This is a genomic window from Streptomyces sp. GbtcB6 (assembly GCF_019091475.1).
Lineage (GTDB): Bacteria > Actinomycetota > Actinomycetes > Streptomycetales > Streptomycetaceae > Streptomyces > Streptomyces hyaluromycini.
This window is the reverse complement of the sequence record NZ_JAGXJL010000005.1, coordinates 255,069-279,414: the sequence shown is the minus strand read 5'-3', so window position 1 is coordinate 279,414 and position 24,346 is coordinate 255,069. Positions and strand designations below refer to the sequence as shown.

General features: G+C 71.1%; 22 protein-coding genes. 10 read left to right on the top strand and 12 right to left on the bottom strand.

Features of this window, described 5'->3' with window-relative positions:
- The first annotated feature begins 10 nt into the window (after positions 1-10).
- Positions 11-544, top strand: a complete 534-nt coding sequence (locus KVT45_RS11670; protein ID WP_217546605.1) for an NUDIX hydrolase — start codon at positions 11-13, stop codon at positions 542-544.
- On the opposite strand, the gene KVT45_RS11665 is transcribed toward KVT45_RS11670, so the two are convergent.
- Positions 481-1,242: a metallophosphoesterase gene (locus KVT45_RS11665; protein WP_217546603.1), complete on the bottom strand. Its 762-nt coding sequence runs from the start codon at positions 1,240-1,242 to the stop codon at positions 481-483. The two genes, KVT45_RS11670 and KVT45_RS11665, sit on opposite strands and share 64 nt — an antisense overlap.
- Complete coding sequence (locus tag KVT45_RS11660; protein WP_217546601.1) at positions 1,239-4,238, bottom strand: FAD-binding and (Fe-S)-binding domain-containing protein; 3,000 nt, start codon at positions 4,236-4,238, stop codon at positions 1,239-1,241. Before KVT45_RS11660 ends, KVT45_RS11665 begins: the two co-directional genes overlap by 4 nt.
- A 113-nt stretch (positions 4,239-4,351) precedes the next feature.
- Between KVT45_RS11660 and serC the strand changes: the two genes are divergently transcribed.
- Together serC and KVT45_RS11650 are read left to right on the top strand one after the other, a co-directional pair.
- Positions 4,352-5,470, top strand: coding sequence for a phosphoserine transaminase (serC, locus tag KVT45_RS11655; RefSeq protein WP_217546599.1), 1,119 nt, complete (start codon positions 4,352-4,354; stop codon positions 5,468-5,470).
- Between the two features lie 139 nt (positions 5,471-5,609).
- On the top strand, positions 5,610-6,092 hold the full coding sequence (locus KVT45_RS11650) for a hypothetical protein (RefSeq protein ID WP_217546598.1): 483 nt from the start codon (positions 5,610-5,612) through the stop codon (positions 6,090-6,092).
- 56 nt (positions 6,093-6,148) lie between these two features.
- On the opposite strand, the gene gcvH is transcribed toward KVT45_RS11650, so the two are convergent.
- From gcvH to KVT45_RS11635, 3 genes are all read right to left on the bottom strand, one after another.
- Positions 6,149-6,535, bottom strand: coding sequence for a glycine cleavage system protein GcvH (gene gcvH / locus KVT45_RS11645; protein WP_217546596.1), 387 nt, complete (start codon positions 6,533-6,535; stop codon positions 6,149-6,151).
- 200 nt (positions 6,536-6,735) lie between these two features.
- On the bottom strand, positions 6,736-7,248 hold the full coding sequence (locus tag KVT45_RS11640; RefSeq protein ID WP_217546595.1) for a hypothetical protein: 513 nt from the start codon (positions 7,246-7,248) through the stop codon (positions 6,736-6,738).
- 133 nt (positions 7,249-7,381) lie between these two features.
- Entirely contained in the window at positions 7,382-8,380 is a 999-nt protein-coding gene (locus tag KVT45_RS11635) for a WD40 repeat domain-containing protein (RefSeq protein ID WP_217546593.1), read from the bottom strand.
- Between the two features lie 94 nt (positions 8,381-8,474).
- Between KVT45_RS11635 and KVT45_RS11630 the strand changes: the two genes are divergently transcribed.
- The 3 genes from KVT45_RS11630 (at position 8,475) to KVT45_RS11620 (ending at position 10,994) form a co-directional block, all read left to right on the top strand.
- Positions 8,475-9,158, top strand: a complete 684-nt coding sequence (locus KVT45_RS11630; RefSeq protein WP_217546591.1) for a GDSL-type esterase/lipase family protein — start codon at positions 8,475-8,477, stop codon at positions 9,156-9,158.
- A gap of 88 nt (positions 9,159-9,246) precedes the next feature.
- The gene (locus KVT45_RS11625; protein ID WP_217546589.1) at positions 9,247-9,840 is read left to right on the top strand and encodes a Uma2 family endonuclease; all 594 of its coding nucleotides are present in this window, start codon (positions 9,247-9,249) and stop codon (positions 9,838-9,840) included.
- A gap of 161 nt (positions 9,841-10,001) precedes the next feature.
- Positions 10,002-10,994 (top strand): aldo/keto reductase, encoded by a 993-nt coding sequence (locus tag KVT45_RS11620; protein ID WP_217546587.1) that lies wholly within the window; start codon positions 10,002-10,004, stop codon positions 10,992-10,994.
- 196 nt (positions 10,995-11,190) lie between these two features.
- On the opposite strand, the gene thpR is transcribed toward KVT45_RS11620, so the two are convergent.
- Positions 11,191-11,763 carry an RNA 2',3'-cyclic phosphodiesterase gene (gene thpR, locus KVT45_RS11615; protein ID WP_217546585.1) on the bottom strand — a complete coding sequence of 191 codons (573 nt, stop codon included), beginning with the start codon at positions 11,761-11,763 and terminating at the stop codon, positions 11,191-11,193.
- A gap of 60 nt (positions 11,764-11,823) precedes the next feature.
- On the opposite strand from thpR, the gene KVT45_RS11610 reads away from it, so the two are divergent.
- A complete protein-coding gene (locus KVT45_RS11610) occupies positions 11,824-12,366 on the top strand; it encodes a GNAT family N-acetyltransferase (RefSeq protein ID WP_217546584.1) in 543 nt (180 codons plus the stop codon).
- A gap of 67 nt (positions 12,367-12,433) precedes the next feature.
- Here KVT45_RS11610 and KVT45_RS11605 read toward each other — a convergent pair whose 3' ends face one another.
- Together KVT45_RS11605 and KVT45_RS11600 are read right to left on the bottom strand one after the other, a co-directional pair.
- The gene (locus KVT45_RS11605) at positions 12,434-13,792 is read right to left on the bottom strand and encodes an MFS transporter (protein WP_217546582.1); all 1,359 of its coding nucleotides are present in this window, start codon (positions 13,790-13,792) and stop codon (positions 12,434-12,436) included.
- Between the two features lie 30 nt (positions 13,793-13,822).
- Entirely contained in the window at positions 13,823-14,260 is a 438-nt protein-coding gene (locus tag KVT45_RS11600; protein ID WP_189264283.1) for a MarR family winged helix-turn-helix transcriptional regulator, read from the bottom strand.
- Between the two features lie 151 nt (positions 14,261-14,411).
- Between KVT45_RS11600 and KVT45_RS11595 the strand changes: the two genes are divergently transcribed.
- The gene (locus KVT45_RS11595; RefSeq protein ID WP_217546580.1) at positions 14,412-14,606 is read left to right on the top strand and encodes a BrnA antitoxin family protein; all 195 of its coding nucleotides are present in this window, start codon (positions 14,412-14,414) and stop codon (positions 14,604-14,606) included.
- A gap of 10 nt (positions 14,607-14,616) precedes the next feature.
- On the opposite strand, the gene KVT45_RS11590 is transcribed toward KVT45_RS11595, so the two are convergent.
- Positions 14,617-16,068, bottom strand: a complete 1,452-nt coding sequence (locus tag KVT45_RS11590) for an NCS2 family permease (RefSeq protein WP_217546579.1) — start codon at positions 16,066-16,068, stop codon at positions 14,617-14,619.
- 112 nt (positions 16,069-16,180) lie between these two features.
- Here KVT45_RS11590 and KVT45_RS11585 point away from each other — a divergent pair, with 112 nt between their 5' ends.
- Complete coding sequence (locus KVT45_RS11585; RefSeq protein ID WP_217546577.1) at positions 16,181-16,435, top strand: DUF2530 domain-containing protein; 255 nt, start codon at positions 16,181-16,183, stop codon at positions 16,433-16,435.
- Positions 16,436-16,683: 248 nt separating this feature from the next.
- On the top strand, positions 16,684-19,083 hold the full coding sequence (locus KVT45_RS11580; RefSeq protein WP_217546576.1) for a cation-translocating P-type ATPase: 2,400 nt from the start codon (positions 16,684-16,686) through the stop codon (positions 19,081-19,083).
- 101 nt (positions 19,084-19,184) lie between these two features.
- Here KVT45_RS11580 and KVT45_RS11575 read toward each other — a convergent pair whose 3' ends face one another.
- The 3 genes from KVT45_RS11575 to KVT45_RS11565 all read right to left on the bottom strand — a co-directional run bounded on the left by KVT45_RS11575 (position 19,185) and on the right by KVT45_RS11565 (position 24,314).
- A complete protein-coding gene (locus KVT45_RS11575; RefSeq protein WP_217546574.1) occupies positions 19,185-19,970 on the bottom strand; it encodes a hypothetical protein in 786 nt (261 codons plus the stop codon).
- 173 nt (positions 19,971-20,143) lie between these two features.
- Positions 20,144-21,067, bottom strand: coding sequence for a hypothetical protein (locus KVT45_RS11570; RefSeq protein WP_217546573.1), 924 nt, complete (start codon positions 21,065-21,067; stop codon positions 20,144-20,146).
- 130 nt (positions 21,068-21,197) lie between these two features.
- Entirely contained in the window at positions 21,198-24,314 is a 3,117-nt protein-coding gene (locus KVT45_RS11565; RefSeq protein ID WP_217546571.1) for a sacsin N-terminal ATP-binding-like domain-containing protein, read from the bottom strand.
- Between the last annotated feature and the right edge of the window lie 32 nt (positions 24,315-24,346).

The window sequence follows — 24,346 nt, the reverse complement described above, 5'->3', positions numbered from 1 at the left end:
TCGTGTCGCCATGGGTGAACTGGTCGATCAGGTGGACGAGTGGGATCAAGTGGTGGGTGTGGTGGAGCGGGGTGCGGCGATCCGGCACCGGCTGCTGCACCGGATCGCGACGGTCGTGTGCCGGGACGCCGACGGGCGGTTCCTCGTGCACCGCAGGGCCGACACCCACCCCCGCTTCGCCGGGCAGGTCAACTGGATGCTCGGCGGGGCCGTGGACACCGGTGAGTCGTACGAGGAGGCCGCCGCACGGGAACTGGCCGAGGAACTGGGCGTCCCGGCCCGGCCCCGCTTCGTGCTCAAGTTCCGGTGCGAGGGCGCGATCTCCCCCTACTGGCTCGGCCTGCACGAGGTCGTCGTCACGGGACCGGTCCGCCCCGACCCCTCGGAGGTCGCCTGGCACGCATGGGTGACGGACTCCGAACTCTCCGCCCTGGCCGCCCGCGACTCCTTCGTCCCGGACGCCCGCGAGGCCCTCGCCCGCTATCGCGCCGCCCCGAACACCCCGAGCGCCTCCCCGTCCGACGCCCGGGCCCGCAGGAAGTAGTCGGCCCATTCCCCGATCCCGGGGTAGGCGCACTCCGCCACGACCCGGGCGACGGCCGCCGGGATGTCGTACGGCGTGACGCGCAGGTCGGTGCCGGGGCCGAGGAGGCACCAGTGGGCGCCGGGGCGGCCGTACGGCATGCCGACGCTGCCGGGGTTGACGACCAGGCGGCCGTGGGCGAGGCGGATGTAGGGCATGTGGGTGTGGCCGCAGACGACCGTGCCGATGTCGGGGGCGACGGCGGAGAAGACCTCCGCCCAGCGGTCCAGAGGGGAGTCGACCAGCACGATCTCCTCGTCGTCGCGCGGGGTCGCGTGGCAGAAGAGGACCCGGCCGAGGCCCCGGATCGTCAGGGTGGCCGTCCCTGGGAGGGCGGCCAGGAAGTCGACCTGGTCGTCGCGGAGCGCGTCCGCCGCGAACGGGCCTATCGGGTCCGGGATCTCGGCGCGCTCTCCCCTGCGGTACTCCACCAGCTCCCGGTCGGCGTTCCCCGACAGCCACAGCACCCGGTCGCCCAGTGCGCGCAGCGCGTCGATCGTCTCGGCGGGCTGCGGGCCCGCCGTGATGTCGCCGGTGAGGACGATGCGGTCGGCCGTGGCCACGTCCGGCTCCGCCAGCACCGCCTCCAGCGCCGGTAGCACCCCGTGGATGTCCGAGAGCACCGCCACCCGGCCCGACTCGGTTGCGTCGCCCGTCACTTCCCCTCCCCCTCCAGCCCCTCCGCCAGCACCTCCGCCAGGTGTCTCCCCCGCACCCCGGCCAGTTGCTCCAGCTGCGTCCGGCACGAGAAGCCGTCGGCGAGGACCACCGTGCCCGGCTCCGCCGCCCGCACCGCCGGCAGCAGCTGATCCTCCGCGCAGGCCTTCGACACCTCGAAGTGGCCCTTCTCGAAGCCGAAGTTGCCTGCCAGGCCGCAGCAGCCGCCGACCAGGTCGCCGGTGAGGGCGGCGGCCTCGCGGAGACGGCGGTCCGGGGCGTCGCCGAGCACCGCGTGCTGGTGGCAGTGGGTCTGCCCGGTGACCGGGCGCTCCAGGCGGGGCGGGGACCAGTCGGGGGCCAGGCGTTCCAGCGCCTCCGCGAAGGTGAGCACCCTCGCGGCGAGACGGGCCGCCCGGGGGTCGTCCGGAAGCAGCTCCGGCAGGTCGGCACGGAGGGCGGCAGCACAGCTGGGCTCCAGGACGACGAACGGCGGGGGGTACGGAAACTCGTCGTCCGGCTCCGGCTCCGGCTCCGGGTCGGGGCCCGCGCCCGCGTCCACGTCCAGGTCCGACGGCAGCAGCAGAAACGGCTCGAGCAGGTCCAGCGTCTCGCGCAACACCGCGCGGGCCCGGTCCAGTTGGCCCGTCGAGAGGTACGTGAGGCCGCAGCAGGCGCGGGTCCGGCGCGGATTCAGCAGGGACATGCCGTAGCCGTCCAGCCCGCCTGCGTCCGATCGCCGTGCCTTCCACCGCCGTGCCGGCAGCTGCACCACCCCCACGCCCGCCGCCTCCAGCACCCGTACGGCCGCCCGGCCCACCTGCGGCGACAGATGCTCCGTGAAGGTGTCCGGCCACAGGAACGCCATCCGCCCCGGGAGGTCCGGCCGCCGTCCCGCCCGCGCCTGCGCCCGCCACGCGCGCAGGCGCCCGCGCTGCCGCCGCCGCTCCCACCGGCTGAAGGGCTCGGCCGCGAGGCGCGGGATCCTCCGCTCCGGTGCGATGCCGCCCAGCCGCTTGGCGAGCGCCGCCAGCGGTCGTACGGAGGCGAACGTGTTGACGACCGCCGCCGTGCGGGTCCGGGCCACCAGGCGCAGCCACCTCGGCAGCCATCCCATGCTGTAGTGGGCTGCCGGGCGGCGCCGGCCCGCGTAGTGCTGGTGCAGGAACTCCGCCTTGTACGTGGCCATGTCCACCCCGACCGGGCAGTCCGACCGGCAGCCCTTGCAGGACAGACAGAGGTCGAGGGCGTCCCGGACCTCCGTCGAGCGCCAGCCGTCCGTCACCAGCTCGCCCGCCAGCATCTCGTGCAGCAGCCGGGCCCGGCCGCGTGTCGAGTGCTCCTCCTCGCCGGTGGCCCGGAAGGACGGGCACATGACGGATGCGCCGGACGGCCCGGTCGTACGGCACTTCGCCACGCCCACGCAGCGGCGGACCGCCGCCGAGAAGTCGCCGCCGTCGGCGGGGTAGCCGAAGGCCACCGGCACCGGCTCGCGGGGCAGGACGGCGAAGCGGAGGTTCGCGTCCAGGGGGGCGGGCCTGACCAGTACGCCCGGGTTGAGGAGGTCGTCCGGGTCCCAGATCCCCTTCGCCCGCGCGAAGAGCGCCACCAGTTCGTCGCCGTACATCTTCGGAAGGAGTTCCGCCCGCGCCTGGCCGTCCCCGTGCTCCCCGGACAGGGAGCCGCCGTGCGCCACCACCACGTCCGCGAGTTCCTCCGAGAAGCGGCGGAAACGGGCCACGCCCGCCTCGCTCAGCAGGTCGAAGTCGATACGGACGTGGACACAGCCGTCGCCGAAGTGGCCGTAGGGGGTGCCGCGCAGACCGTGCGCGGTCAGCAGGGCACGGAAGTCACGCAGGTACGCGCCCAGGCGGGCCGGTGGTACCGCGCAGTCCTCCCACCCCGGCCAGGCCTCGCTGCCGTCCGGCAGCCGCGTCGCCGTACCGGCCGCGTCCTCGCGGATGCGCCAGAGCGCGCGTTGCCCGGCCGCGTCCGTGACGACCAGCGAGTCCAGGACATCCGCCGCCCGCACGACCGCCTCCGCACGCGCGCGTGCCTCCGCCGCCGACTCCCCGCCGGTCTCCACGAACAGCCACGCGCCGCCCCGCGGAAGGCCCGTGGCGGACGGCACCAGGTCGGCCGCCATGCCCTCCACCGTCAGCGGTGCACAGCCCAGCAGCCCCGCCGCCGCCTCCGCCGCCGCGCTCTCGTCGGCGTACCCCAGCACGGCCAGCGCACGCGCGCGCGGCGACTCCACGAGCCCTACGGTCGCCTCCGTGACGATCCCGAGCGTGCCCTCCGAACCGCAGAAGGAGCGGGCGACGTCCGCGCCCTTCTCGGGGAGGAGAGCGTCCAGGGCGTAGCCGGAGATACGGCGGGGGAGGTCCGGGAAGCCCGTGCGCAGCCGCGCCAACTCCCCCTCCACCAGCTCCCGCAGCCCTCGCGGTGCCCCGGCCCAGTCCCGCCCCGGCCGCAGCCGCCGGCCCCGCGCGGTGATCACGTCCAGCTCCCGGACGCTGTCCGCCGTCGTACCCCAGGCCACGCTGTGCGACCCGCAGGAGTTGTTGCCGATCATCCCGCCGAGCGTGCAGCGGCCGTGCGTGGAGGGGTCCGGGCCGAAGCGCAGGCCGTGCGGGGCCGCGGCCTCCTGGAGACGGTCCAGGACCAGCCCCGGCTGGACGACGGCCGTACGGGTGGCCGGGTCGAGGGCGAGGAGCCGGTTCATGTGCCGGGTGAAGTCCAGGACCACGCCCGTGCCGGTCGCCTGCCCCGCGATCGAGGTGCCGCCGCCCCGGGCGACCACCGGCACGCCGTGGGTCCGGCACACCTCCAGTACGGCCGCCACGTCGTCCGCGTCCCGAGGGGCCACCGCTCCCACCGGAACCCGCCGGTAATTGGACGCGTCCATGGTGACCAGCGCCCGGGACGTGACATCGAAGCCGACCTCACCCCGGACGGCGCCGCGCAGTTCCGCCTCGAGCTCCGAGAATTCCGACATGCGTCCACTCAATCAGCCCGGCCGGCGATATGGACCGCACGGGCGCACACCCACGCGTCTCACCCGACGGACGAGGTTTCACCCAGGTTTCCTCCACCGGCTAACCTCACCCCGTGGCTGACATCCAGATCCCCGCTGACATCAAGCCCGCCGACGGACGCTTCGGCGCGGGCCCCTCCAAGGTGCGGACGGAAGCGCTGGACGCGCTGGCCGCCACCGGTACCTCCCTGCTGGGCACCTCCCACCGCCAGGCCCCGGTGAAGAACCTGGTCGGCCAGGTCCGCGAGGGCATCAGCGCCCTGTTCTCCCTGCCGGAGGGCTACGAGGTCGTCCTCGGCAACGGCGGCTCCACCGCCTTCTGGGACGTCGCCACCCACGGCCTGATCGACAACAAGTCGCAGCACCTGAACTTCGGCGAGTTCTCGTCCAAGTTCGCCAAGGCCGCCAAGCTCGCCCCCTGGCTGGCCGAGCCCACCGTCATCGCCTCCGACCCGGGCACCCACCCGGAGCCGCAGGCCGAGGCGGGCGTCGACGCGTACGCGTTCACGCACAACGAGACCTCGACCGGTGTCGCCATGCCGATCAGGCGGGTCGCGGGCGCCGACGAGGGCGCGCTGGTCCTCGTGGACGCCACCTCCGGCGCCGGCGGCCTCCCGGTCGACATCGCCGAGACCGACGTGTACTACTTCGCCCCGCAGAAGTCCTTCGCCTCCGACGGCGGCCTGTGGATCGGCGTCTTCTCCCCGGCCGCGATCGAGCGCGCCGAGCGCATCCACGCGTCCGGCCGCCACGTCCCGGAGTTCTTCAGCCTCCCCACGGCGATCGACAACTCCCGCAAGAACCAGACGTACAACACCCCGGCCCTCGCCACCCTCTTCCTGCTCAACCAGCAGCTGGAGTGGCTGAACGGCCAGGGCGGCCTCGCCTTCTCCACCGGCCGTACGAAGGACTCCTCGACCCGCCTGTACACGTGGGCGGAGGAGAGCAAGTACGCCACCCCGTTCGTCGCCGACCCGGCCAAGCGCTCGCAGGTCATCGGCACGATCGACTTCGCCGACGAGATCGACGCGGCCGCCGTCGCCAAGGTGCTGCGCGCCAACGGCATCGTCGACACCGAGCCCTACCGCAAGCTCGGCCGCAACCAGCTGCGCATCGCGATGTTCCCGGCGATCGACCCGGCGGACGTCGAGGCGCTGACGAAGTGCGTCGACTACGTGATCGAGAAGCTGTAAGGGACCGGCAACTCCCGTAACAAGCTGCTGGTTTACCCGGCAGGCATGATCAAGGCAAAGCCTGCCGCGGACAGTTGAGTCTCCTTCGTCGCACACCGGACACTGTGTGCCCCATGCGACGAAGGAGATCCACGCGTACATGAACAGACCGATACCGGGCACCGTCGAGGTAGCGGTGCGCCACATCCTGAGCGACAAGGTCACGGGCTTCCTCGTCCGCACCCGCCGCATCATCTGGAAGGACAACGTCTTCCGGGTACGCCGGCCGCAGTCCGGCAAGCAGACCGTGGAGCTCACCTGCCCCGTCTGCGACGCGTCCCTGCTGGCCGAGGTCCGCACCGAGGCCCGCACCCGCCGGACCAGGGTCGTCCTGCGGACCCTGGCCGCCCTCTGCGCGATCGTCTTCTTCGCGGCCTTCGCCTACGCCGTCCACGAGGGCGGCAAGACGCTGCCCGAGGGCCAGTCGCTGCCCACCCTGTTCCCGGTCAGCGTCATCTCGGTCTTCGTCACGTTCGTCGCCGCTCCCGTGCTCTTCGTCAAGAGCCGCGTCTACAACGGCGTCAGCCTGCTGGACGCCCCCAAACCACGCCGCCTGCACGGGATCATGCCGGTGCGGGGCTGAGCGCCGGGCACGACGAGGGGCGCCCGGTGCGGGTACACCGGGCGCCCCTCGGGCTTTCACTCCCCGTCGACGAGCTTCTGGTACGCCTTGGCGTCGAGCAGCCCGTTGGACGACGCCCCGCCCTTGGCCCTGATCTTGAAGAGCCACATGCCGTAGGGCTCGGCGTTGACGTCCTCGGGGCTCTCCACGACGTCCTGGTTGACCGCGATCACCTCGCCGTCGAACGGACTGAAGATGTCGGACGCCGCCTTGACCGACTCCACCGTGCCGACGGGGTGACCCGCCTGGATCTTCCTGCCGACTTCGGGCAGCTCGAAGAAGACGATGTCGCCGAGGTTCTTCTGCGCGTGATCGGTGATGCCGACGGCCAGGCTGCCGTCGGCCTCGGTGCGGATCCACTCGTGGTCGTCGGTGTAGCGGAGGTCGGCGGGCACGTGGGACATGTCAGCTCCATCAGCCGTCGTGGTGCGGTGTCCGGCCGCCCCTGTCGACGACCGGCGGGAACAGCCTGCTGCACCGGCGCCCAGAGCCGTGTATTTCGGGCATCGCGGTCCGCCACCCGGGTGACGACCACCGCCTCACGCGCCGCGCACGTCACCGCCGGCACACCCCCGTCCCGGGCGGTGGCCGGCCGTGCCCGGCGTCAGGGGCCGACCGTGGCGCTGATGGCGCCGATCGCCCCGGTGCTGGCGACGGTGACCGTGACCGTGACGGGCTGGACCCTGCTGGGCGCGCCCGTGGGCGGGACCAGCAGGAAGGTCGGCTTGACGTTGAGCGTCGTGGTCGCCGCCGCCGAGAAGGGGGCGTTGATCCGCTGGGCACCGACGAGGTAGTACTTCCCGTTGCTGGTGAGGCCGGTACCGGTGGTGTCGTCCAGGCTGCTGATGATCTGGGCGGTGCCGCCGCCGGCGGCGTTGGGGAGGGTGATGACGGTGACGTCGAGGGTGCCCTTGACCGCGATGCTCTCGCTCGGGCCGGTGAAGGTGCCGCTGATCGGCAGCCTGACCGAGCGGAACTGCGGGAGGGCGGCGGCCGCGGCCCGGACCGTCCGGGTGGGCTCGGCGGTGGCGGTGCCGGCGGTCACCGGGACGGTCAGGCCCAGGGCTGCCGTGAGCAGGCAGACGTTCCCGGCCAGGCGCAGGACGTTGCGGCGCATGGGTGCTCCCATTCCGTGAAGCGGGACCCGATCGCCTGTTGCCGCCCCCGTCCCGCGGGACGTTTCCCAGCCTGCAGGGACCGGCGCGCCGCCGCCGTGCCGGTGAGCCGGACGGGTGACGCACGGAGAGGGGTCAGTGACGGCGCGCAGTCGGGCGCCGCAGCCGCCGCAGGCCAAAAAAAGCGAGCAGGGCGACCCCGACGACGACGGCACCGACCTTGGCCCCGCCCCCCACGGACCCGCTGTCGTCCTTGCTCGCGGCCGCCGAACTCCCGCCACCCGACGGCGACGCCTTGCCCGACCCCCCTGGCACGTCCTCGGCCTGCACCGGGCTGTCGGCCCCCTCGCTCCCGTACATCAGCCTGGTGCCGTCGGCGGAGTAGCTGACCGACTCGCCCTGCTTCTGGAGCGGCACGTCGAGCCGCCCCTCACGCTTGATCGCGCCGCCGTTCCAGTCGTAGTAGATGCCGCCGAAGTAGCCGCGTACGGCGAGCTGCTCTCCGTCGGGCGAGAAGGCGGCGTCGGTGGCCCAGAGGTCGACCGCGGCGACGGGCTTGAAGATGTTCGTACCCGTCGGGGAAAGGGTCGCCGGGCCCTCGTACAGATGCCCGCCGTCCTCCTTCTTGTCGATGATGTACACCCGCCCGGTCTTGGGGTGGACGATCAGCGACTCGGCGTTCCGCGCGCCGTTGGAGTACTTGACGACGTACTGCGTGGCCCGGACGGTCTGGTCGACCAGTTTCTTCGGCTCGGGCAGCCGGTAGATCCAGACGTACGGCCAGCTGCCGTCGAGGTTGTCGCCGATGTCGCCGACGTAGATCTGGTTGTCGGGGCCGATGGAGATGGCCTCGACGTCACGGGGCGTGCCGACACCGCTGAGCGTGATCCTCGCGACGGTCTTCCCGGTCGCGCTGTCGACGGCGTAGATGTAAGGCCCGTCGCCGCTGTCGTTGTGCGTCCAGTAGATGCCGGGGTGCAGGTGCGAGGCGGCGAGACCGCTGGACTCGGCGATGCGCGGATCCGTGATCGTGAACCCCTTGTCGCCGGTGCCGTCGGCGGCGGAGGCGGGCGCGGCGGCGAGGGCACCCGTGAGCAGGACACCGGCGAGGAGGGCGAGCGATCGTGGACGCATGGGCCCAAGCCTGCCATCCCGTGCTGTGTCCGGCCGCGGGGGACGTGTCGGTCCTCACACCCCACCCCTCCCTCTGATCGTCCATCATGAGCGGATGCTCAGGTTCATGCCCGTCGGGGACTCGATGACCATCGGCAGCGCGGGCGAACACACCTGGCGGTACCGCATGTGGCAGCACCTGTGCGAGACGTACGGCGGCCCCTTCACGCTGGTCGGGCCGCGCGAGACGCTGTACGACAAGCTGGCCGAGGCGCCCGTCTCGTACTCCTACGCCGACCCCGACTTCCCCCGCGCCCACCTGGCCGGCTGGGGCGAGGGCTGGCTGCACATGGCGCCGCTGATCGGGGAGGCGGTGCGCTCCTGCCGCGCCGACGTCCTCCTCGTCTCCCTCGGCCTGATCGACCTGGGCTTCTACACGAACGCGGAGCAGACGGCGGCGAACATGCGCGACTTCGTCGCGAACGCGCGGCAGGCCAGGGCGGGCATCCGCATGGTGCTGCTGCCGGTGATCCCGAACATCCGCGCCACGTCGGACGGGCCGTTCGCGGAACAGGTGGCCCTCTTCAACGAGTTGCTGGCGAAGGCGGCGGCCGACCTGGACGAGCCCCGCTCCCCGATCCTCATGGCCTCGCCGCCGGAGTCGTACGACATCCATACGGACACCTACGACGGCACCCACCCGAACGCGAACGGCGAACACCGGATCGCGGAGGCGTTCGCGGAGGCGATGTGGCAGGGGTGGGGGGTCGGTCAGGAGTACGAGGCGGGAACGGGCTGACCGAATTCCGCCGTTCCCCGGTCACCGTGCGTATCGTTGTACAGCGCGGCCGCTCCCGTCCGTGGAGTGGCCGGGGAGGAGCGCCACGATGACCGTCTTGGAAGACAGGATCGAGATGGCCGACGCCGACGCCAACACCGAGCGCTTGGACGAGTGGTTCGAGCGCCTTGAGCGGATGCCCGTCCCCGAAGGATTCAGGGTCGAGATCGTCGAGGGCAGCGTTCACATGACACCGCAGCGGAACACGCATTGGCAGATCATTCGCCGATTCCTGCTGGCCCTTGAACGCAGGTTCGGAGAGGACGTCATGGTGTTCTCGGACGTCCGCATCGACTTCCCCGGCCACGAGAACGGCTTCTGCCCGGACGTGGCCCTGCTCAAGGATTCGGCCAAGCAGGACGACAAGGGTCACTGGCGCTACCAGGATGTGGAGTTCGTCGCCGAGGTGATCTCTCAGGGCACGGCCGCCAACGACTACGGCCCGAAGCGGACCGCCTACGCGACCGCCGAGGTCCCCGTCTATGTCGTCGCCGACCCCTACCAGGGTCGCTGCCTCGTCTACACCGACCCCAAGGACGGCGACTACGACGAACCGACGCGGGTGGACTTCGGCACCGACATCGACCTGACCGGCACGGTGGTCGACCTCGTCCTCAAGACCGACAAGTTCCCGACCGACTAGCTCTCCCGCCCGGGCCGGCAGCCGACTCCGTTCGCCGGAGGTACCGCGCCTCGCCCGGGCACGGGTGGCCTCCCCGAACGTCCGGTTCCGGAACCCGCACCCCGGCCGACCGACCCGAAGTCCTTGCCTAGAGCGCACTCCACGCCGTTGGCTGGGTGACCATGAAGTACACGCAGCTCGGACGTACCGGACTCAAGGTCAGCCGACTCGTCCTCGGCACCATGAACTTCGGCCCGCAGACAGACGAGGCCGACAGTCACGCGATCATGGACGCGGCGCTGGACGCCGGCATCAATTTCTTCGACACCGCCAACGTGTACGGGTGGGGTGACAACAAGGGCCGGACCGAGGAGATCATCGGCAACTGGTTCGCCAAGAGCCCCGTCCACCGCGACAAGGTCGTGCTCGCCACCAAGGTGTACGGCAACATGGCCGCCGACGGCGACGCCTGGCCCAACCACGACAAGCTCTCCGCGCTGAACATCCGGCGCGCGGTCGACGCCAGCCTCAAGCGGCTGCAGACCGACTACATCGACGTCTACCAGTTCCACCACGTCGACCGGCGGACTCCCTTCGAGGAGATCTGGCAGGCGATCGACGTACTGGTCCAGCAGGGCAAGATCCTTTACGTGGGTTCCTCGAACTTCCCCGGGTACAAGATCGCCCAGGCCAACGAGATCGCCGCCCGGCGCGGCGGGACCATCGGGCTGGTCAGCGAGCAGTGCCTCTACAACCTCGCCGAGCGCCGCGCCGAGATGGAGGTCATCCCGGCCGCGCAGGAGTACGGCCTCGGGGTCATCCCCTGGTCGCCGCTTCAGGGCGGCCTGCTGGGCGGGGTCATCAAGAAGGAGATCTCGGGCGGCCGCCGGGCGAGCGGCCGGGCCGCCGACACCCTCGCCAACCCGACCTCACGCGCCCAGATCCAGGCCTACGAGGACCTCCTCGACAAGCACGGGATCGAGCCCGGCGAGGCCGCCCTGGCCTGGCTGCTCACCCGCCCCGGCGTCACCGGCCCGATCGTCGGCCCGCGCACCGGAGAACAGCTGGACTCGGCGCTGCGGGCCGTGGAGCTGGAACTGAGCACGGAGCTCCTGGCGGGCCTGGACGAGATCTTCCCGGGCCCGGGCCCGTCCCCGGAGGCCTTCGCCTGGTAGCCGGCCTCAGGGTCAGCGCCCCGTCAGGGGCGCGGGGAACTGCGCGACCGGCCACCGACCACCCGCGGTCGGGAACCGGCCGCAGTTCCCCATCGGCTCTCACCGCATGGCAGACGCCACCGCCACCACCACGAACAACAAAACAAGCGCACCGGCCATGATCCGGTTCCGGGTCTTCGGGTCCACGGCAACGAGCCTAACCGCCCGCTCCGAGCCCCCAGCAGTCGACCACCTCGTACCGCGGCTGCTCCCCCGGCACCCCGGACACCGGCAGATTGCTGCGCACCAGCGCCAGCTCCCCGACCGTCCAGCTCCGGCTCGCGAACTCCGCGAGCAGCGCGACGTACGGCCGTACCTCCAGCGCGTCCCGGCTGCGGGCCACCGTCAGGTGGGCCTTGTAACGGCGGTGCTCCCCCATCGGCAGGCCCGCCTTCCGGGCCGCCGCCTCCGCGCGGTCGGCCAGCAGGCGGAGGGTGTCCAGGTCGCCGTCGGCGCCCGCCCACAGCGCCCTGCCGTGTCCGAACTGCCCGCCGCCCGCGACGGCCAGCGCGAAGGGCGGGGTGCGGTGGGCCGCACGGGCGAGGCGCTCCGACAGGGCCGGTACGACGTCGTCCTCGACCTCGCCGTAGAACGCGAGCGTGTAGTGCCAGCCGGGGCGCCCGGTCCAGCGCAGCGCCTCCGCACCCGGCAGCCGCTTCAACCTGTCGACCTCGGCGGCGAGTTCGGCGGCCACCTCCGGCGGGGGCAGCACGGCTGCGAAGAGTCTCATGGGGCAACCCTGCCAAAAAAACGGTTGCGCGCAGGACGTCACGACGGCATGAATCACTGCATGGTGAGCACGGAGAGCAACGGGAAGATCAGGATCCGGGACGGCCGCGCCGACGACATACCGGCGGTCCTCGGGATGTTCGACAGCGCCGTGGAGTGGCTGGTGTCCCAGGGCCGGACCAGGCAGTGGGGGACCACACCCTGGTCGGAGAATCCGAGGGCCGTGGCGATGATCACGCGGTACTTCGCCGAAGGCAGCCCGTACATCGCCGAGTACGACGGGATCCCGGCCGCCACCCTCACCCTCACCGACGCGCCCGGCCCCTACCTCGCGCCCGTCGACGAGCCCGAGCGGTACATCCACATCCTGTCCTCGGACCGCCGGTTCAAGGGCACCGGCGTCGGCGCCGCGCTGCTCGCCCACGCGGCCGCGGAGACCCGCCGGGCCGGGATCTCGCTGCTCCGTGTCGACTGCTACGCGGGCGACGACCGCAAGCTGGTCGCCTTCTACGAGAGCAACGGCTTCACCCCGACCGAGACCTTCACCGTCGCCGTCGCGGGCGACGACAGCTGGCCGGGACAGGTACTGGCCCGGAGGCTGTAGTCCGCCTCCGGGCCAGTACCCGTCCGTACGTGGTCCGTACGTGGTCCGTACGTGTCTCAGGCGGCTCTCACGCCGCCGGTGCCAGCTGTTCCTGCTGCTCTGCCGGCTCTCTGGGCACGAACCCCACCCGGGGGTGGCCGCCGTGCCAGCCGACCGACAGGCGGAGGTTGCCGACCCGGGCCAGGACCAGGCCGATCACCACGGCGGCCGCGGCCGCGACGGCGCCGCCCACCGCCAGGCCCGCCCGGACGCCGTACGCGTCCGTGATCCAGCCGGCGATGGGCGCGCCGATGGGCGAGCCGCCCATGAACACCATCATGTAGAGGGCCATCACCCGCCCCCGCATGGCCGGGTCGGTGCCCATCTGGACGGTGGTGTTGGCCGTGACGTTGACCGTCATGCCGAACATCCCGATCGGCACCATGAGCAGGGAGAACAGCCAGAGGGACGGTGCGGTCGCGGCGACCAGCTCCAGCCCGCCGAAGGCCACCGCCGCCGCGAGCATCACCCGCAGCTTGGCCGTGCCGCGTCTGGCCGCGAGCAGGGCGCCGGCCAGGGAGCCGACCGCCATCAGGGTGTTGAAGAGGCTGTAGGAGCCGGCGCCCGCGTGGAAGACGTCGTCCGCGAAGGCGGAGAGGTAGACGGGGAAGTTGAAGCCGAAGGTGCCGATGAACCCGATCAGGATGATGGTCCAGGTCAGGTCCGGGCGCCCGGCGACATAGCGCAGCCCCTCCCGCAGCTGGCCCTTTCCTCTCGGCGCCCGCTGCACGACGTGCAGCTCGCGGGCCCGCATCAGTACCAGGCCGACGAGGGGGGCGACGAAGGACAGGCCGTTGAAGAGGAACGCCCAGCCGGTGCCCACGCCGGTGATCATGAGACCGGCGACGGCCGGGCCGACCAGGCGGGCGGACTGGAAGTTCGCGGAGTTCAGGCTGACCGCGTTCTGCAGCTGGTCCGGGCCGACCATCTCGGAGACGAAGGACTGGCGGGCCGGGTTGTCGACGACGGTGGCGAGGCCGACCACGAAGGCGGCCAGGTAGACGTGCCAGACCTGGACATGGCCGGAGAGGGTCAGCAGCGCGAGCGCGATGCCGGTGAGGGCCATGGAGGTCTGGGTGACGAGGAGGGCCCGCCGCTTGTTCAGACGGTCCACCAGGACCCCGCCGTAGAGGCCGAAGAGCAGCATCGGCAGGAACTGGAGGGCGGTGGTGACGCCGACGGCGGTCGCCGAGCCGGTGAGGCTGAGGACCAGCCAGTCCTGCGCGATGCGCTGCATCCAGGTGCCTATGTTCGAGACGACCTGGCCGGCGAAGAACAGCCGGTAGTTCCTGACCCTCAGCGAGCCGAACATCGAGGACCTGCGGGCTGCGGGGGTAGTAGGGGCGGTCGGTGCGGGGGCGGAAGGTGTTCCGGGTCCCGTACTCAAACGGATTCGCCTCCTCCTTCTATGGGGGACTTACAGGTGTGCGAGCTTCTCCAGCACGGGGGCGGCGGCACGGAGCTTCGCCCACTCGTCCTCGTCGAGGCCGTCGACCAGGCCGGCCAGGAACGCGTTGCGCTTGGCGCGGCTCTCTTCGAGCATCGCCTCGGCCTGTTCGGTCCTGGTGACGACCTTCTGGCGCCGGTCCTCCGGATGCGGCTCCAGTCGGACCAGTCCCTTGGCCTCCAGCAGCGCCACGATGCGGGTCATCGAGGGCGGCTGCACATGCTCCTTGCGGGCCAGCTCACCGGGGGTGGCCTGGCCGCAGTTGGAGAGAGTGCCCAGCACCGACATCTCGGTGGGGCTCAGTGACTCGTCGACCCGCTGGTGCTTGAGCCGTCGCGAGAGTCGCATCACGGCGGAGCGGAGGGAGTTCACGGCGGCCGCGTCGTCGCCATGGGTAAGGTCCGGCATGTCTTTAGAGTAACTCATTACTCTAACTAAGGACACTCGGACGCGCCGATATGCCCGTGACCTCGGCCACTGAACCGCATCGTCACCCGTACGAGTGAGCTGGATCCGGAAAGTGACGCATCGGGCGCGTGGATGTGGCGCCCTCGTATCCATGGGGACCAGTGTGCTCAGCCTGCGGATAGACAAGGAGCTGCTCGACCGGCTCCGGTGTCATGCGGCGAAAAGGGGAATGAGCGTCCAGGACTACGTGGTCCGGACGCTCATTCGGAACGACTTCGACGAGCGGTTCTCGGCCGCCGTCGAGGAGACGGAGAGGTTCTACGGCGACCAGGTCAAGGTCACCTGACCCCGGGAGGTCACGTCAGGCCCAGGGCCGGCATCAGGTAGTAGAAGGCGAACACCGCCGAGACCACGTACATCGCGACCGGGACCTCCTTGGCCCGGCCGACGGCCAGGCGCATCAGCACGAAGGTGATGAAACCCATGCCGATGCCGTTCGTGATCGAGTAGGTGAACGGCATCATCACCATGGTCACGAAGGCCGGGATCGCGAGGGTGTGGTCGGCCCAGTCGATCTCCTTGATCGACCCGGCCAGGATCAGGAAGCCGACCGCGAACAGCGCGGGGGTGGCCGCCTGGGACGGGACCATCGTGGCGACGGGGGTGAGGAACAGCGCCACGGCGAACAGCCCGCCGGTGATGACGTTGGCGAAGCCGGTGCGGGCGCCCTCGCCGACGCCGGCCGTCGACTCGACGAAGCAGGTGGTGGCGGAGGAGGAGCTGGCACCGCCGACCGCGACCGCGACACCGTCGATGAACAGGACCTTGTTGATGCCCGGCATGTAGCCCTGGGCGTCGGTCAGCTTGGCCTCGTCGCTGACGCCCATGATCGTGCCCATGGCGTCGAAGAAGCAGGACAGCAGGACCGTGAAGACGAAGAGGATGCCGGTCAGCACGCCGACCTTGCCGAAGCCGCCGAAGAGGCTGACCTTGCCGAGCAGGCCGAAGTCCGGGGTGGCGGCCGGGTTGCCGGGCCACTTCGGGACGGTCAGGCCCCAGGTCGTCACGTGCGCGACGGCATTGATGATCAGCGCGAGCACGGTCATCGCGACGATCGAGATCAGGATCGCGCCGGAGACCTTGCGGACGATCAGCGCGAGGGTGAGCAGCACGCCGAGCACGAAGACGAGCACCGGCCAGCCGTTGAGGTGACCGTCCGCGCCGAGCTGGAGCGGGACGGTGGTCTGGGCGACGTCCGGGATGCGGGTGACGAAGCCGGAGTCCACCAGACCGATCAGCATGATGAACAGGCCGATACCGATCGAGATCGCCTTACGCAGGCTGTAGGGCACGGCGTTCATCACGCGCTCGCGCAGACCGCTGGCGACCAGCAGCATCACGACGATGCCGGCCAGCACCACCATGCCCATGGCGTCCGGCCAGGACATCCGGGGTGCCAGCTGGAGCGCGACGACGGAGTTCACGCCGAGGCCTGCGGCGAGCGCGATCGGGACGTTGCCGATGACGCCCATCAGCAGCGTCGTGAAGGCCGCGGTGATGACGGTGGCGGTGACCAGCTGACCATGGTCGAGCTGGTGGCCGTACATGTCCTTCGCGCTGCCGAGGATGATCGGGTTCAGCACGATGATGTACGCCATCGCGAAGAACGTGGCGAAGCCGCCGCGTACCTCGCGGGCGAGGGTGCTGCCCCGCTCGGAGATCTTGAAGTAACGATCCAGCGCGCCGTACGCGGGGGTCGCACCCGGCTGTTCGGGGGCGGGGGCCTGAGTGGAAGCCGGGGTCGACATTGGAGGTTCCTACGATCAGAAGTGGTCAAACACAAACGGTTTCAGTATGAACGTATGATGTCCAGATCGCTATCTCCGCGCGTAGACCACGCAGGTGCGTAAGCTAAGCGTCATGGCGAAGTGGACCCCCCAGCACGAGGCACCGGAGCCCCTTGAGGGCCCTGTCGTCCCGACGATCATCGGCGGCACGATCATCTGGTTCGTCCTCTTCCTGGCCCAGCTCCCCTTCTACGGCTGGTACTCCGACCACGGCCACACCTGGTGGATCTGGACCTGCCTGGCCGGCGGCGGCCTCGGCCTGATCGGCGTGTACTACGTGAAGAGGCGGGACGCGGCGATCAAGGCGCTGCACGCGGCGACCGAGTAGGGAATCACCGCGAGGCCGGCCAGACCGCACCCCTCCTTGCCCCACCGCCGCATCGCCCTGAACGGCCTCGCCCTCAAACGCCGGGCGGGCTGGAGGATGGGGTCCGCTTTTCAGAGGAGCGCGTCGGGCGGGTGGGTGGGCAAGGAGTGTCGGCGTCTACAACCTGCGCACGACCTCGCTCCTCCCACAGTCGGATCTTCCGGGCACTCGGCAGGTGAACGCGCAAATCCGCACGTACCGTCGAAGGCATGCAGCACATCGACGCGGGCGCCGAGCTCGACCCTGTGCATCCCGTACCGCTGCCGGCGCCGATCAGGACGACCGGCCTGACAACCGCCGAGGTCGCGGAGCGGGTCGCGCGCGGCCAGGTGAACGACGTACCGGTACGCAGCAGCCGCTCGTTCGGCGAGATCGTGCGCGCCAACGTCTTCACCCGGTTCAACGCGATCATCGGTGTGCTGTGGCTGATCATGCTGGTCGTGGCGCCGATCCAGGACAGCCTGTTCGGCTTCGTGATCCTCGCCAACACGGGCATCGGCATCGTGCAGGAGTGGCGGGCGAAGAAGACCCTGGACTCGCTGGCGGTGATCGGCGAGTCCCGGCCCACCGTGCGCCGGGACGGGGCCGCCGTCGAAGTGAGCACGAGCGGGATCGTGCTCGACGACCTGATAGAGATCGGCCCCGGCGACAAGATCGTCGTGGACGGGGTGTGCGCCGAGGCCGACGGCCTGGAGATCGACGAGTCGCTGCTCACCGGTGAGGCCGACCCGGTCGTCAAACGCCCCGGCGACCAGGTGATGTCGGGCTCCTTCGTGGTGGCCGGCGGCGGCGCGTTCGCCGCGACCAGGGTCGGCCGGGAGGCGTACGCGGCCCAGCTGGCCGAGGAGGCGTCCCGCTTCACGCTGGTCCACTCCGAGCTGCGCTCCGGTATCTCGACCATCCTCAAGTACGTGACCTGGATGATGGTCCCGGCCGCGATCGGCCTGGTCGCCACCCAGCTCGTGGTCAAGAACAACGGACTCAAGGACGCCGTCGCCCGGACCGTCGGCGGCATCGTCCCGATGGTCCCCGAGGGTCTGGTCCTGCTCACGTCCGTCGCCTTCGCGATCGGCGTGATCCGGCTGGGCCGCCAGCAGTGCCTGGTCCAGGAACTCCCCGCGATCGAGGGCCTCGCCCGGATCGACACCGTCTGCCTCGACAAGACCGGCACCCTCACCGAGGGCGGCATGGACGTCACCGAGCTGCGGTCGCTGGACGGGGTGGACGAGACATACGTGCGCAAGGTGCTGGGCTCGCTCGGCGAGTCCGACCCGCGCCCCAACGCCTCCCTGCAGGCGATCATCGACGCCTACCCGGACAGCGAGGACTGGCGGTGCGTGGAGTCGCTGCCCTTCTCCTCCGCCCGCAAGTACAGCGGGGCGACCTTCAGCGAGGGCGACGGAGAGCTGAGCACCTGGCTGCTGGGGGCGCCGGACGTGCTCCTCGGCGCCGACGACCCGGCACTGGCCGAAACCGTACGCCTCAACGAGGAGGGGCTGCGGGTGCTGCTGCTCGCCCGCGCCACCCGGGACCTCGACGACCCGGAGGTGGCGCAGGGCGCCGGTCCCACCGCGCTGGTGGTCCTGGAGCAGCGGCTGCGCCCGGACGCCGCCGACACCCTCCGCTACTTCGCCGACCAGGAGGTCCGCGCGAAGGTCATCTCCGGCGACAACGCGGTGTCGGTCGGCGCGGTGGCGGCCAAGCTCGGCCTCACCGGTACGACGGTGGACGCGCGCCGGCTGCCCGCCGAGCCGGCCGAGATGGCCGAGGCCCTCGACTCGGGCACCGTCTTCGGACGGGTCACCCCGCAGCAGAAGCGGGACATGGTGGGGGCGTTGCAGTCGCGCGGGCACACGGTCGCGATGACCGGCGACGGCGTGAACGACGTACTCGCCCTGAAGGACGCCGACATCGGGGTCTCGATGGGCTCGGGCTCGGAGGCGACGCGGGCGGTCGCCCAGATCGTCCTGCTCAACAACAGCTTCGCCACGCTGCCCTCGGTCGTGGCCGAGGGCCGCCGGGTGATCGGCAACATCACCCGGGTCGCCACCCTGTTCCTGGTCAAGACGGTCTACTCGGTACTGCTCGCGGTCCTCGTGGTCTGCTGGCAGGTCGAATACCCCTTCCTGCCGAGGCACCTGACCCTGCTCTCCACCCTGACCATCGGCATCCCGGCCTTCTTCCTGGCCCTGGCACCGAACAAGGAACGGGCGCGGCCGCACTTCGTGCGCCGGGTGATGCGGTACTCGATCCCGGGGGGAGTGGTGGCCGGTGTCGCGACCTTCCTGACGTATCTGATCGCCCGCCACTACTACACGGGAACCGGGTCCCTGGACGCCGAGACCAGTGCCGCGACCCTGACCCTGTTCCTGATCTCGATGTGGGTGCTGGCGATCATCGCCCGCCCGTACACGTGGTGGCGCATCGCCCTGGTGGCCGCGATGGGCGTGGCCTTCGTGTTCGTGCTCGCCGTACCCGCGCTGCAGAGCTTCTTCGCGTTGAAGCTGGTGGGGGTGGTGATGCCGTGGACTGCCGTCGGCATCGCCGTGGTGGGGTCGGCGGTGCTGGAGCTTCTCTGGAAGTGGGTGGAGCGGAAGTACCCGGTGTGATGCGGTGGTGGGGAACCGCGCGGCCCGGTGGGGGCTGATCGCGCAGTTCCCCGCGCCCCTTACGGGGCGCTGGTCCTCACGGAGCGCTGACCCTTACGGGACTACTGCACGTCGACGTAGTCACCCGTGGCGCTGACCGCCGGGGTCGTCGAGGTGCCCGCGAAGGAGTAGCGGTAGTAGCCGTCGACCGACGCCGTGGTCGTCGTCTTCAGGGCGCCCGTGGAGGACGACTTGATGGTCTTCAGCGTGGTGTAGGTGCTGGAGCCCTTCTTGCGGAACTGGAGCTTGACCGACTGGCTGCCGTAGCCGCCGTACTTGTTGGTGTCCCAGTTGGCGCGGGTCAGGGTGCCGGTGACCGTGATGGTCTTGCCCTTCTTGACCGGCTCCGGGGTGGCGTTGGCGGTCAGCTTGGACGCGCGCAGGACCTTGGTGGTGCCCAGGCCGCCGACCCACTTCACGTTGCTGTCCGCGTCGGCGGCGACACCGCCGACCGACCAGGAGCCCGCCTCGGAGTTGTCCAGGTCCGCGTCCCCGCCGACCGTGAAGGCGAGGGTGGCCTTGCAGTTGAGGACGGTCGAGGAAGCGGCGGTGCAGGTGCCCGGCTCGTCGCTGGCGAAGAGGTCGCTCGGCGCCGTCACGGAGCTGCCGCGGTAGATGACCGGGCCGGTGGCGAAGTCGCTCGCGGGCAGGCTCGCCGCGTGGGTCACGGTGTACGTGACCGAGAAGGACGCCTTGGTCGTGCCGACGACCATGCTGCTGCCCTTGTTGATCTTCATGTTGGAGAAGGTGACGTCCGGCGTGCTGCCCGCGGCGTGTGCGGCCGGGGCGACGAACGCGGAGAGGGCCAGGGCGCCGGAGACGGCGGCCACAGTGGCACGAATGCGCATGAATTCCCCAGTGGGAACAGTGGGCGCGAGGCCCAAGTGATCTAGGGAGTCTGTTGACTCGGGTGATCAGATCCACGAGGGGTGAGCGAGGTTGTACGAGCGAGACGTAATCCGGTCAGATTTTATTTCCTTTGCGACCGGATTACGTCTCCTTGGGATTACTCCCGGTGCGGCTACTTCACGTCGACGTAGTCACCCGTCGCGTTGACCGCCGGGGTCGTGGAGGTGCCGACGAAGGAGAAGCGGTAGTAGCCGTCCACCGTCGCCTTCGTCGTCGTCTTCAGGGTGCCGGTCGAGGACGACTTGATGCCCTTGACGTTGGTGTAGGTGCTGGTGCCCTTCTTGCGGAACTGCAGCCGCACGGACTGGCCGGCGTAGCCGTGGTACTTGCCGTCCTCCCAGTTGGCGCGGGTCAGGGCGCCGGTGACCGTGATGGTCTTGCCCTTCTTGACCGGCTCCGGGGAGGCGTTGACCGTCAGCTTCGACAGGCGCTGGACCTGGGTGCTGCCGAGGGCGCCCTGGTCGGCGTAGCCGACCTTGGTGATGTCGAAGTCGCTGCTGGTCGGGTCCTGGCCGTTGTACGCGATGGCCAGCGCACCGGCGTGCCAGAGGCCGGCGTCGGAGTTGAAGAGCTCGCCCTCGCCCGGGTAGATGTCGATGTTCCCCTTGCAGCTGGCGGTGGTCGCCGAGGTGACCGTGCACTTCGCCGGGTCGTCGCCGATCAGGAAGTTGGCCGGGTCGTCGTAGGAGCCCTTGTAGATGTAGGCGCCCGAGAAGAAGTCCGCGGCGGTGATGTCGACATCGGCGGCGTGGGTCAGCGTGTAGGTGACCGACGTGGCGACGTGGGCGGTCGTACCGACCGTGACCGCCTTGGCGATCTTGACGTCGGAGAAGGTGACGTCCATGGCGTACGGAGCGTCGTCGTCCGCGGTGGTGGCGCTGAACGCGGTCTTGCCGGACGTCGAGTGAGCGGCCGCGAAGAGCTTCGTCGCGTCGGTACCGAAGGACGAGCCGCCGGCGGCGTGCGCGGCCGGCATCGCGAGAGCGGAGAGTGCCAGGGCGCCGGAGACGGCGGCCACAGTGGCGCGTATACGCATGCGTTCCCCTGCATGGAAGTGATCGGCGAGTCTGAATGACTCGCCTGTCAGATCCCTGCAGGGGAACAAAGGTTGTACGAGTTTTGAAAGTTGTGCGCGGAAACTGTCGCGGACCCTTGCGAACCGCGGCTCAGTCGAACCAGCGGTCCCGCGCCAGCTCCTCCGTCCGGGACGGGTCCTCCAGCAGTGCCGCCACCTCGAAGCGGCGCGGCCACTGCCCCGCCGCCCAGGCCAGACCGGCCGCCACGCCCTCCAGGGTCGCGGCGTGCAGGACGCCGTCGCCCGTCAGGCGCCAGTCGATCTCGACGCCGTCGACCACCAGTTCCTCGTGCTCGACGTACGTCCCCGGGGTGCGCGGGCCGAGCAGGACGTGCACCGGCTCGGGGACGTCGTGCTCCGTGCCCTCCGAGTCCACCGACCCCGTCACCGACTCGCTCAGCCGCCGCACCTGGAACAGCTCGGCCAGCTCGGCGGCCCGGGACGGCCGTACGGGGAGCAGGGGGACACCGGAGGTGAAGGGCAGCAGATCGGGTGAGTCGACGACCACCGCGTCCGCCGCGTCCACGACCTCCACCCGGCCGTCGAGCACCGCCCGCAGCTCGTCGGGGAGCGTCACCTGCTCGGGGTCCAGGTCCGCCAGCGCGCCGTACAGCGCGTGCAGCTGGGCGCCGGTGACCGAGCGGTCCGGCTCGGCGAGGCGGTCGAGGAGTTCGGCGGCGCCGCCGGGCTCGTCCAGGAGGGCGGCCACCGAGGTCCGTACGCCCAGCGCCCGCAGTACCTGCTCGTCCTCGAAGCCGGTCGCGTCGGCCTCCTCGTAGAGGCCGCGCAGCAGCGGGTCGCCGCCGGCGGCCAGCAGACCGGCGGGGCGACGGCCGTCGAGGACCGGGTGCCCGCGCAGCCACCACGCGGTGTACGGCCGTACGACCTCGTGCGTGCCGTCGGGGAGCAGGATGCGGACCGGCTGGGTGAGGGCGTCGCGCAGGGGCGGCTGGGCGAGCAGGGCGAGGGCCTCGGGCCAGTGCTCCTCGTCGACGAGGTCGAGGTCGCGGACGGCGATCAGCTCGGTGGCGACCGGAGGCACGGGCGTGTCCGGGAAGCGGTCGAGGATGTCCTCGCACCAGACGTCGACGGCGTCAAGCAGGCCCGCGTCGTCGGGTTCGGCGAAGTCGCCCTCGCGGGGCTCCAGTTCGTCCGGGTCGAGGACGACGTCGGTGGCGCGGACGAGGGCGAAGTTCGCGAGGACCCCGCAGGCGGCGAGCGGGCCTTCGCCCCACTTCCCGGCCAGGTCGGCGTCCACGGCGGCCAGTTCACCCTCGCGGATGATGCGGGCGAAGGAGCTGCCGGGGAAGACGAGTTCACCGGCCGGGGCCAACTCGCCGTCCTCGTCCGGGAGTGCCAGCGCGCCCAGCCACGGCTCGTCACCGGGCTCCAGGCCGGCGTCCCGCACCAGCGCGAGCACGGTGTCCGCCAGCTCCTCGGCGTCCGGGACGTCCTCCTCCCAGTTCACGCCTCCGTCGTCGTCCAGGGAGGCGGCCACGGCGGCCCGCACCTGCGGGGTGGTGAGGACCGCCCGTGGGGACGCGGGCAGGGCGCCGAGCTTCTCCAGGAGCGGGTGGGCGGCGTCCTCATGGGCGACCTTGAGACCGAGCCGGGCGAGCACCTCGGGGTCGCTGGCCGTCGCGTCCGGGGTGGGGAGGAGCACCTGACGGGGACCGATGGTGGTCCTCCCGTCCGCGAGCGGCACCGGCAGGCCGGAGAGCCGGTCCGGGTCGACACCCGCGAGGCTGTCGTAGAGCCGCCACCACCAGTCCGGGTCCTTCTCCAGACCGGCCAGGCGGTCGACGGCGTCGGCGAGCGGCAGCCGGGCGACGGACAGCGTCCGCAGTTCGACTCGGCGTTCGAGACCGGCGGGCAGGATGGTCGGGAGGACCTCGGCGAGCACGCGGACCGTGTCGGCACCCGCCCCCTCCACGATCTCGGCGTCACGCGGCCGCAGCGCCTCGGGCAGTTCGCTGTCGTCGCCGGCCTCGACGGCGGGCGGCAGGAACGCGGTGCGCGGCAGCCGCTCCAGGATCGCCTGGCGCAGCGCGCCGTCCAGCTCGCCCTTGCCGAGCGGGCCGGGCACCAGGTGGATGATCCCCTCCCCCACCGGCCGCCAGTCGGCGAGGAGTTCGGCGTACGCGTCGGCCGCGCGCTGCACCAGGAAGTCGGTGAGCGGGCCGGGGGCGGCGTGCCGGCGGGTGGTGTCGAGGGGGAAGGAGGCGATGAGCAGGGCGGGCACCCCGAGGGGCTCGTCGCTCGGGGTGGGGGCGTGGACGACGGCGGCGGTGCGCGGCCGGTCGGGGGCGCCCTGGCCGTCCGTGGGCACGGCCCAGGTCAGCGACCAGTGCGGCCGCAGCCGCTCCTCGACCGGCCGGTCGACGAGCAGGTCGGGGGTGAGCGGGCCGTGCGCGGAGACGGTACGCCAGCTGGTCGTACCCTCCTGCGAATCCTCTACGACGGTGAGCGCGCCGTCGGTGCGGCGGCGCAGCGTCCGTACGGTGTCCTTCTCCACCACGACCTCTTCAAGGCCGGGGAGGGCGAGGAGCAGGGCGTCGTCCACGGCGTCGAGGAGCCGCTCGGCGAGATCGGTGGCGGCCGTGTCCCGCAGCGGCAGGATCACGACCGTGTCGTACGGGTCCGGGGCGGTGCCCTCGGCGGCGAACGGGAGCCGGAGGAGGGGGACATGACCGTCCCGCCGACGGATCTCGTCCCCCAGCCCCGGGCTGTGCCGGGCGGTCTCCTCGGCCAGTTCGCGGGCCTCGGCGAGGGACCAGCGGACCCCGCCGTGCCGCCCGACGACCGCGGGCTCGTCCGTGACGGCCAGCACCGCGGCGAACCCCACGCCGAACCGCCCCACGGCCCCCTCGTTGTCCCCCCGCTTCGCGGAGGCGCGCAGGGTGGAGAGGGACTCGACACCGGCCGCGTCCAGCGGGGCGCCGGTGTTGGCGGCGAACAGGACGCCGTCGCGGAGGGTGAGCCGGAACCGGCCGGGGACACCGGCGCGGGCGGCCGCGTCGGCGGCGTTCTGCGCGAGCTCCACGACGAGCCGGTCCCGGTACCCCCCGAGGACGAGGTCCTCCTCGGCGTTTGCATCTTCCCGGAACCGGGCGGGGCTGGTGGCCCACGCGTCGAGGACACCGCGGCGCAGGCGGGCGGTGCCGAAGGGGTCGGCGCCCTCGGCGGCGGGCCGCACGAACTTGCTCACGTTCACTCTCCAAGTCGACGTGAGGACGAAGG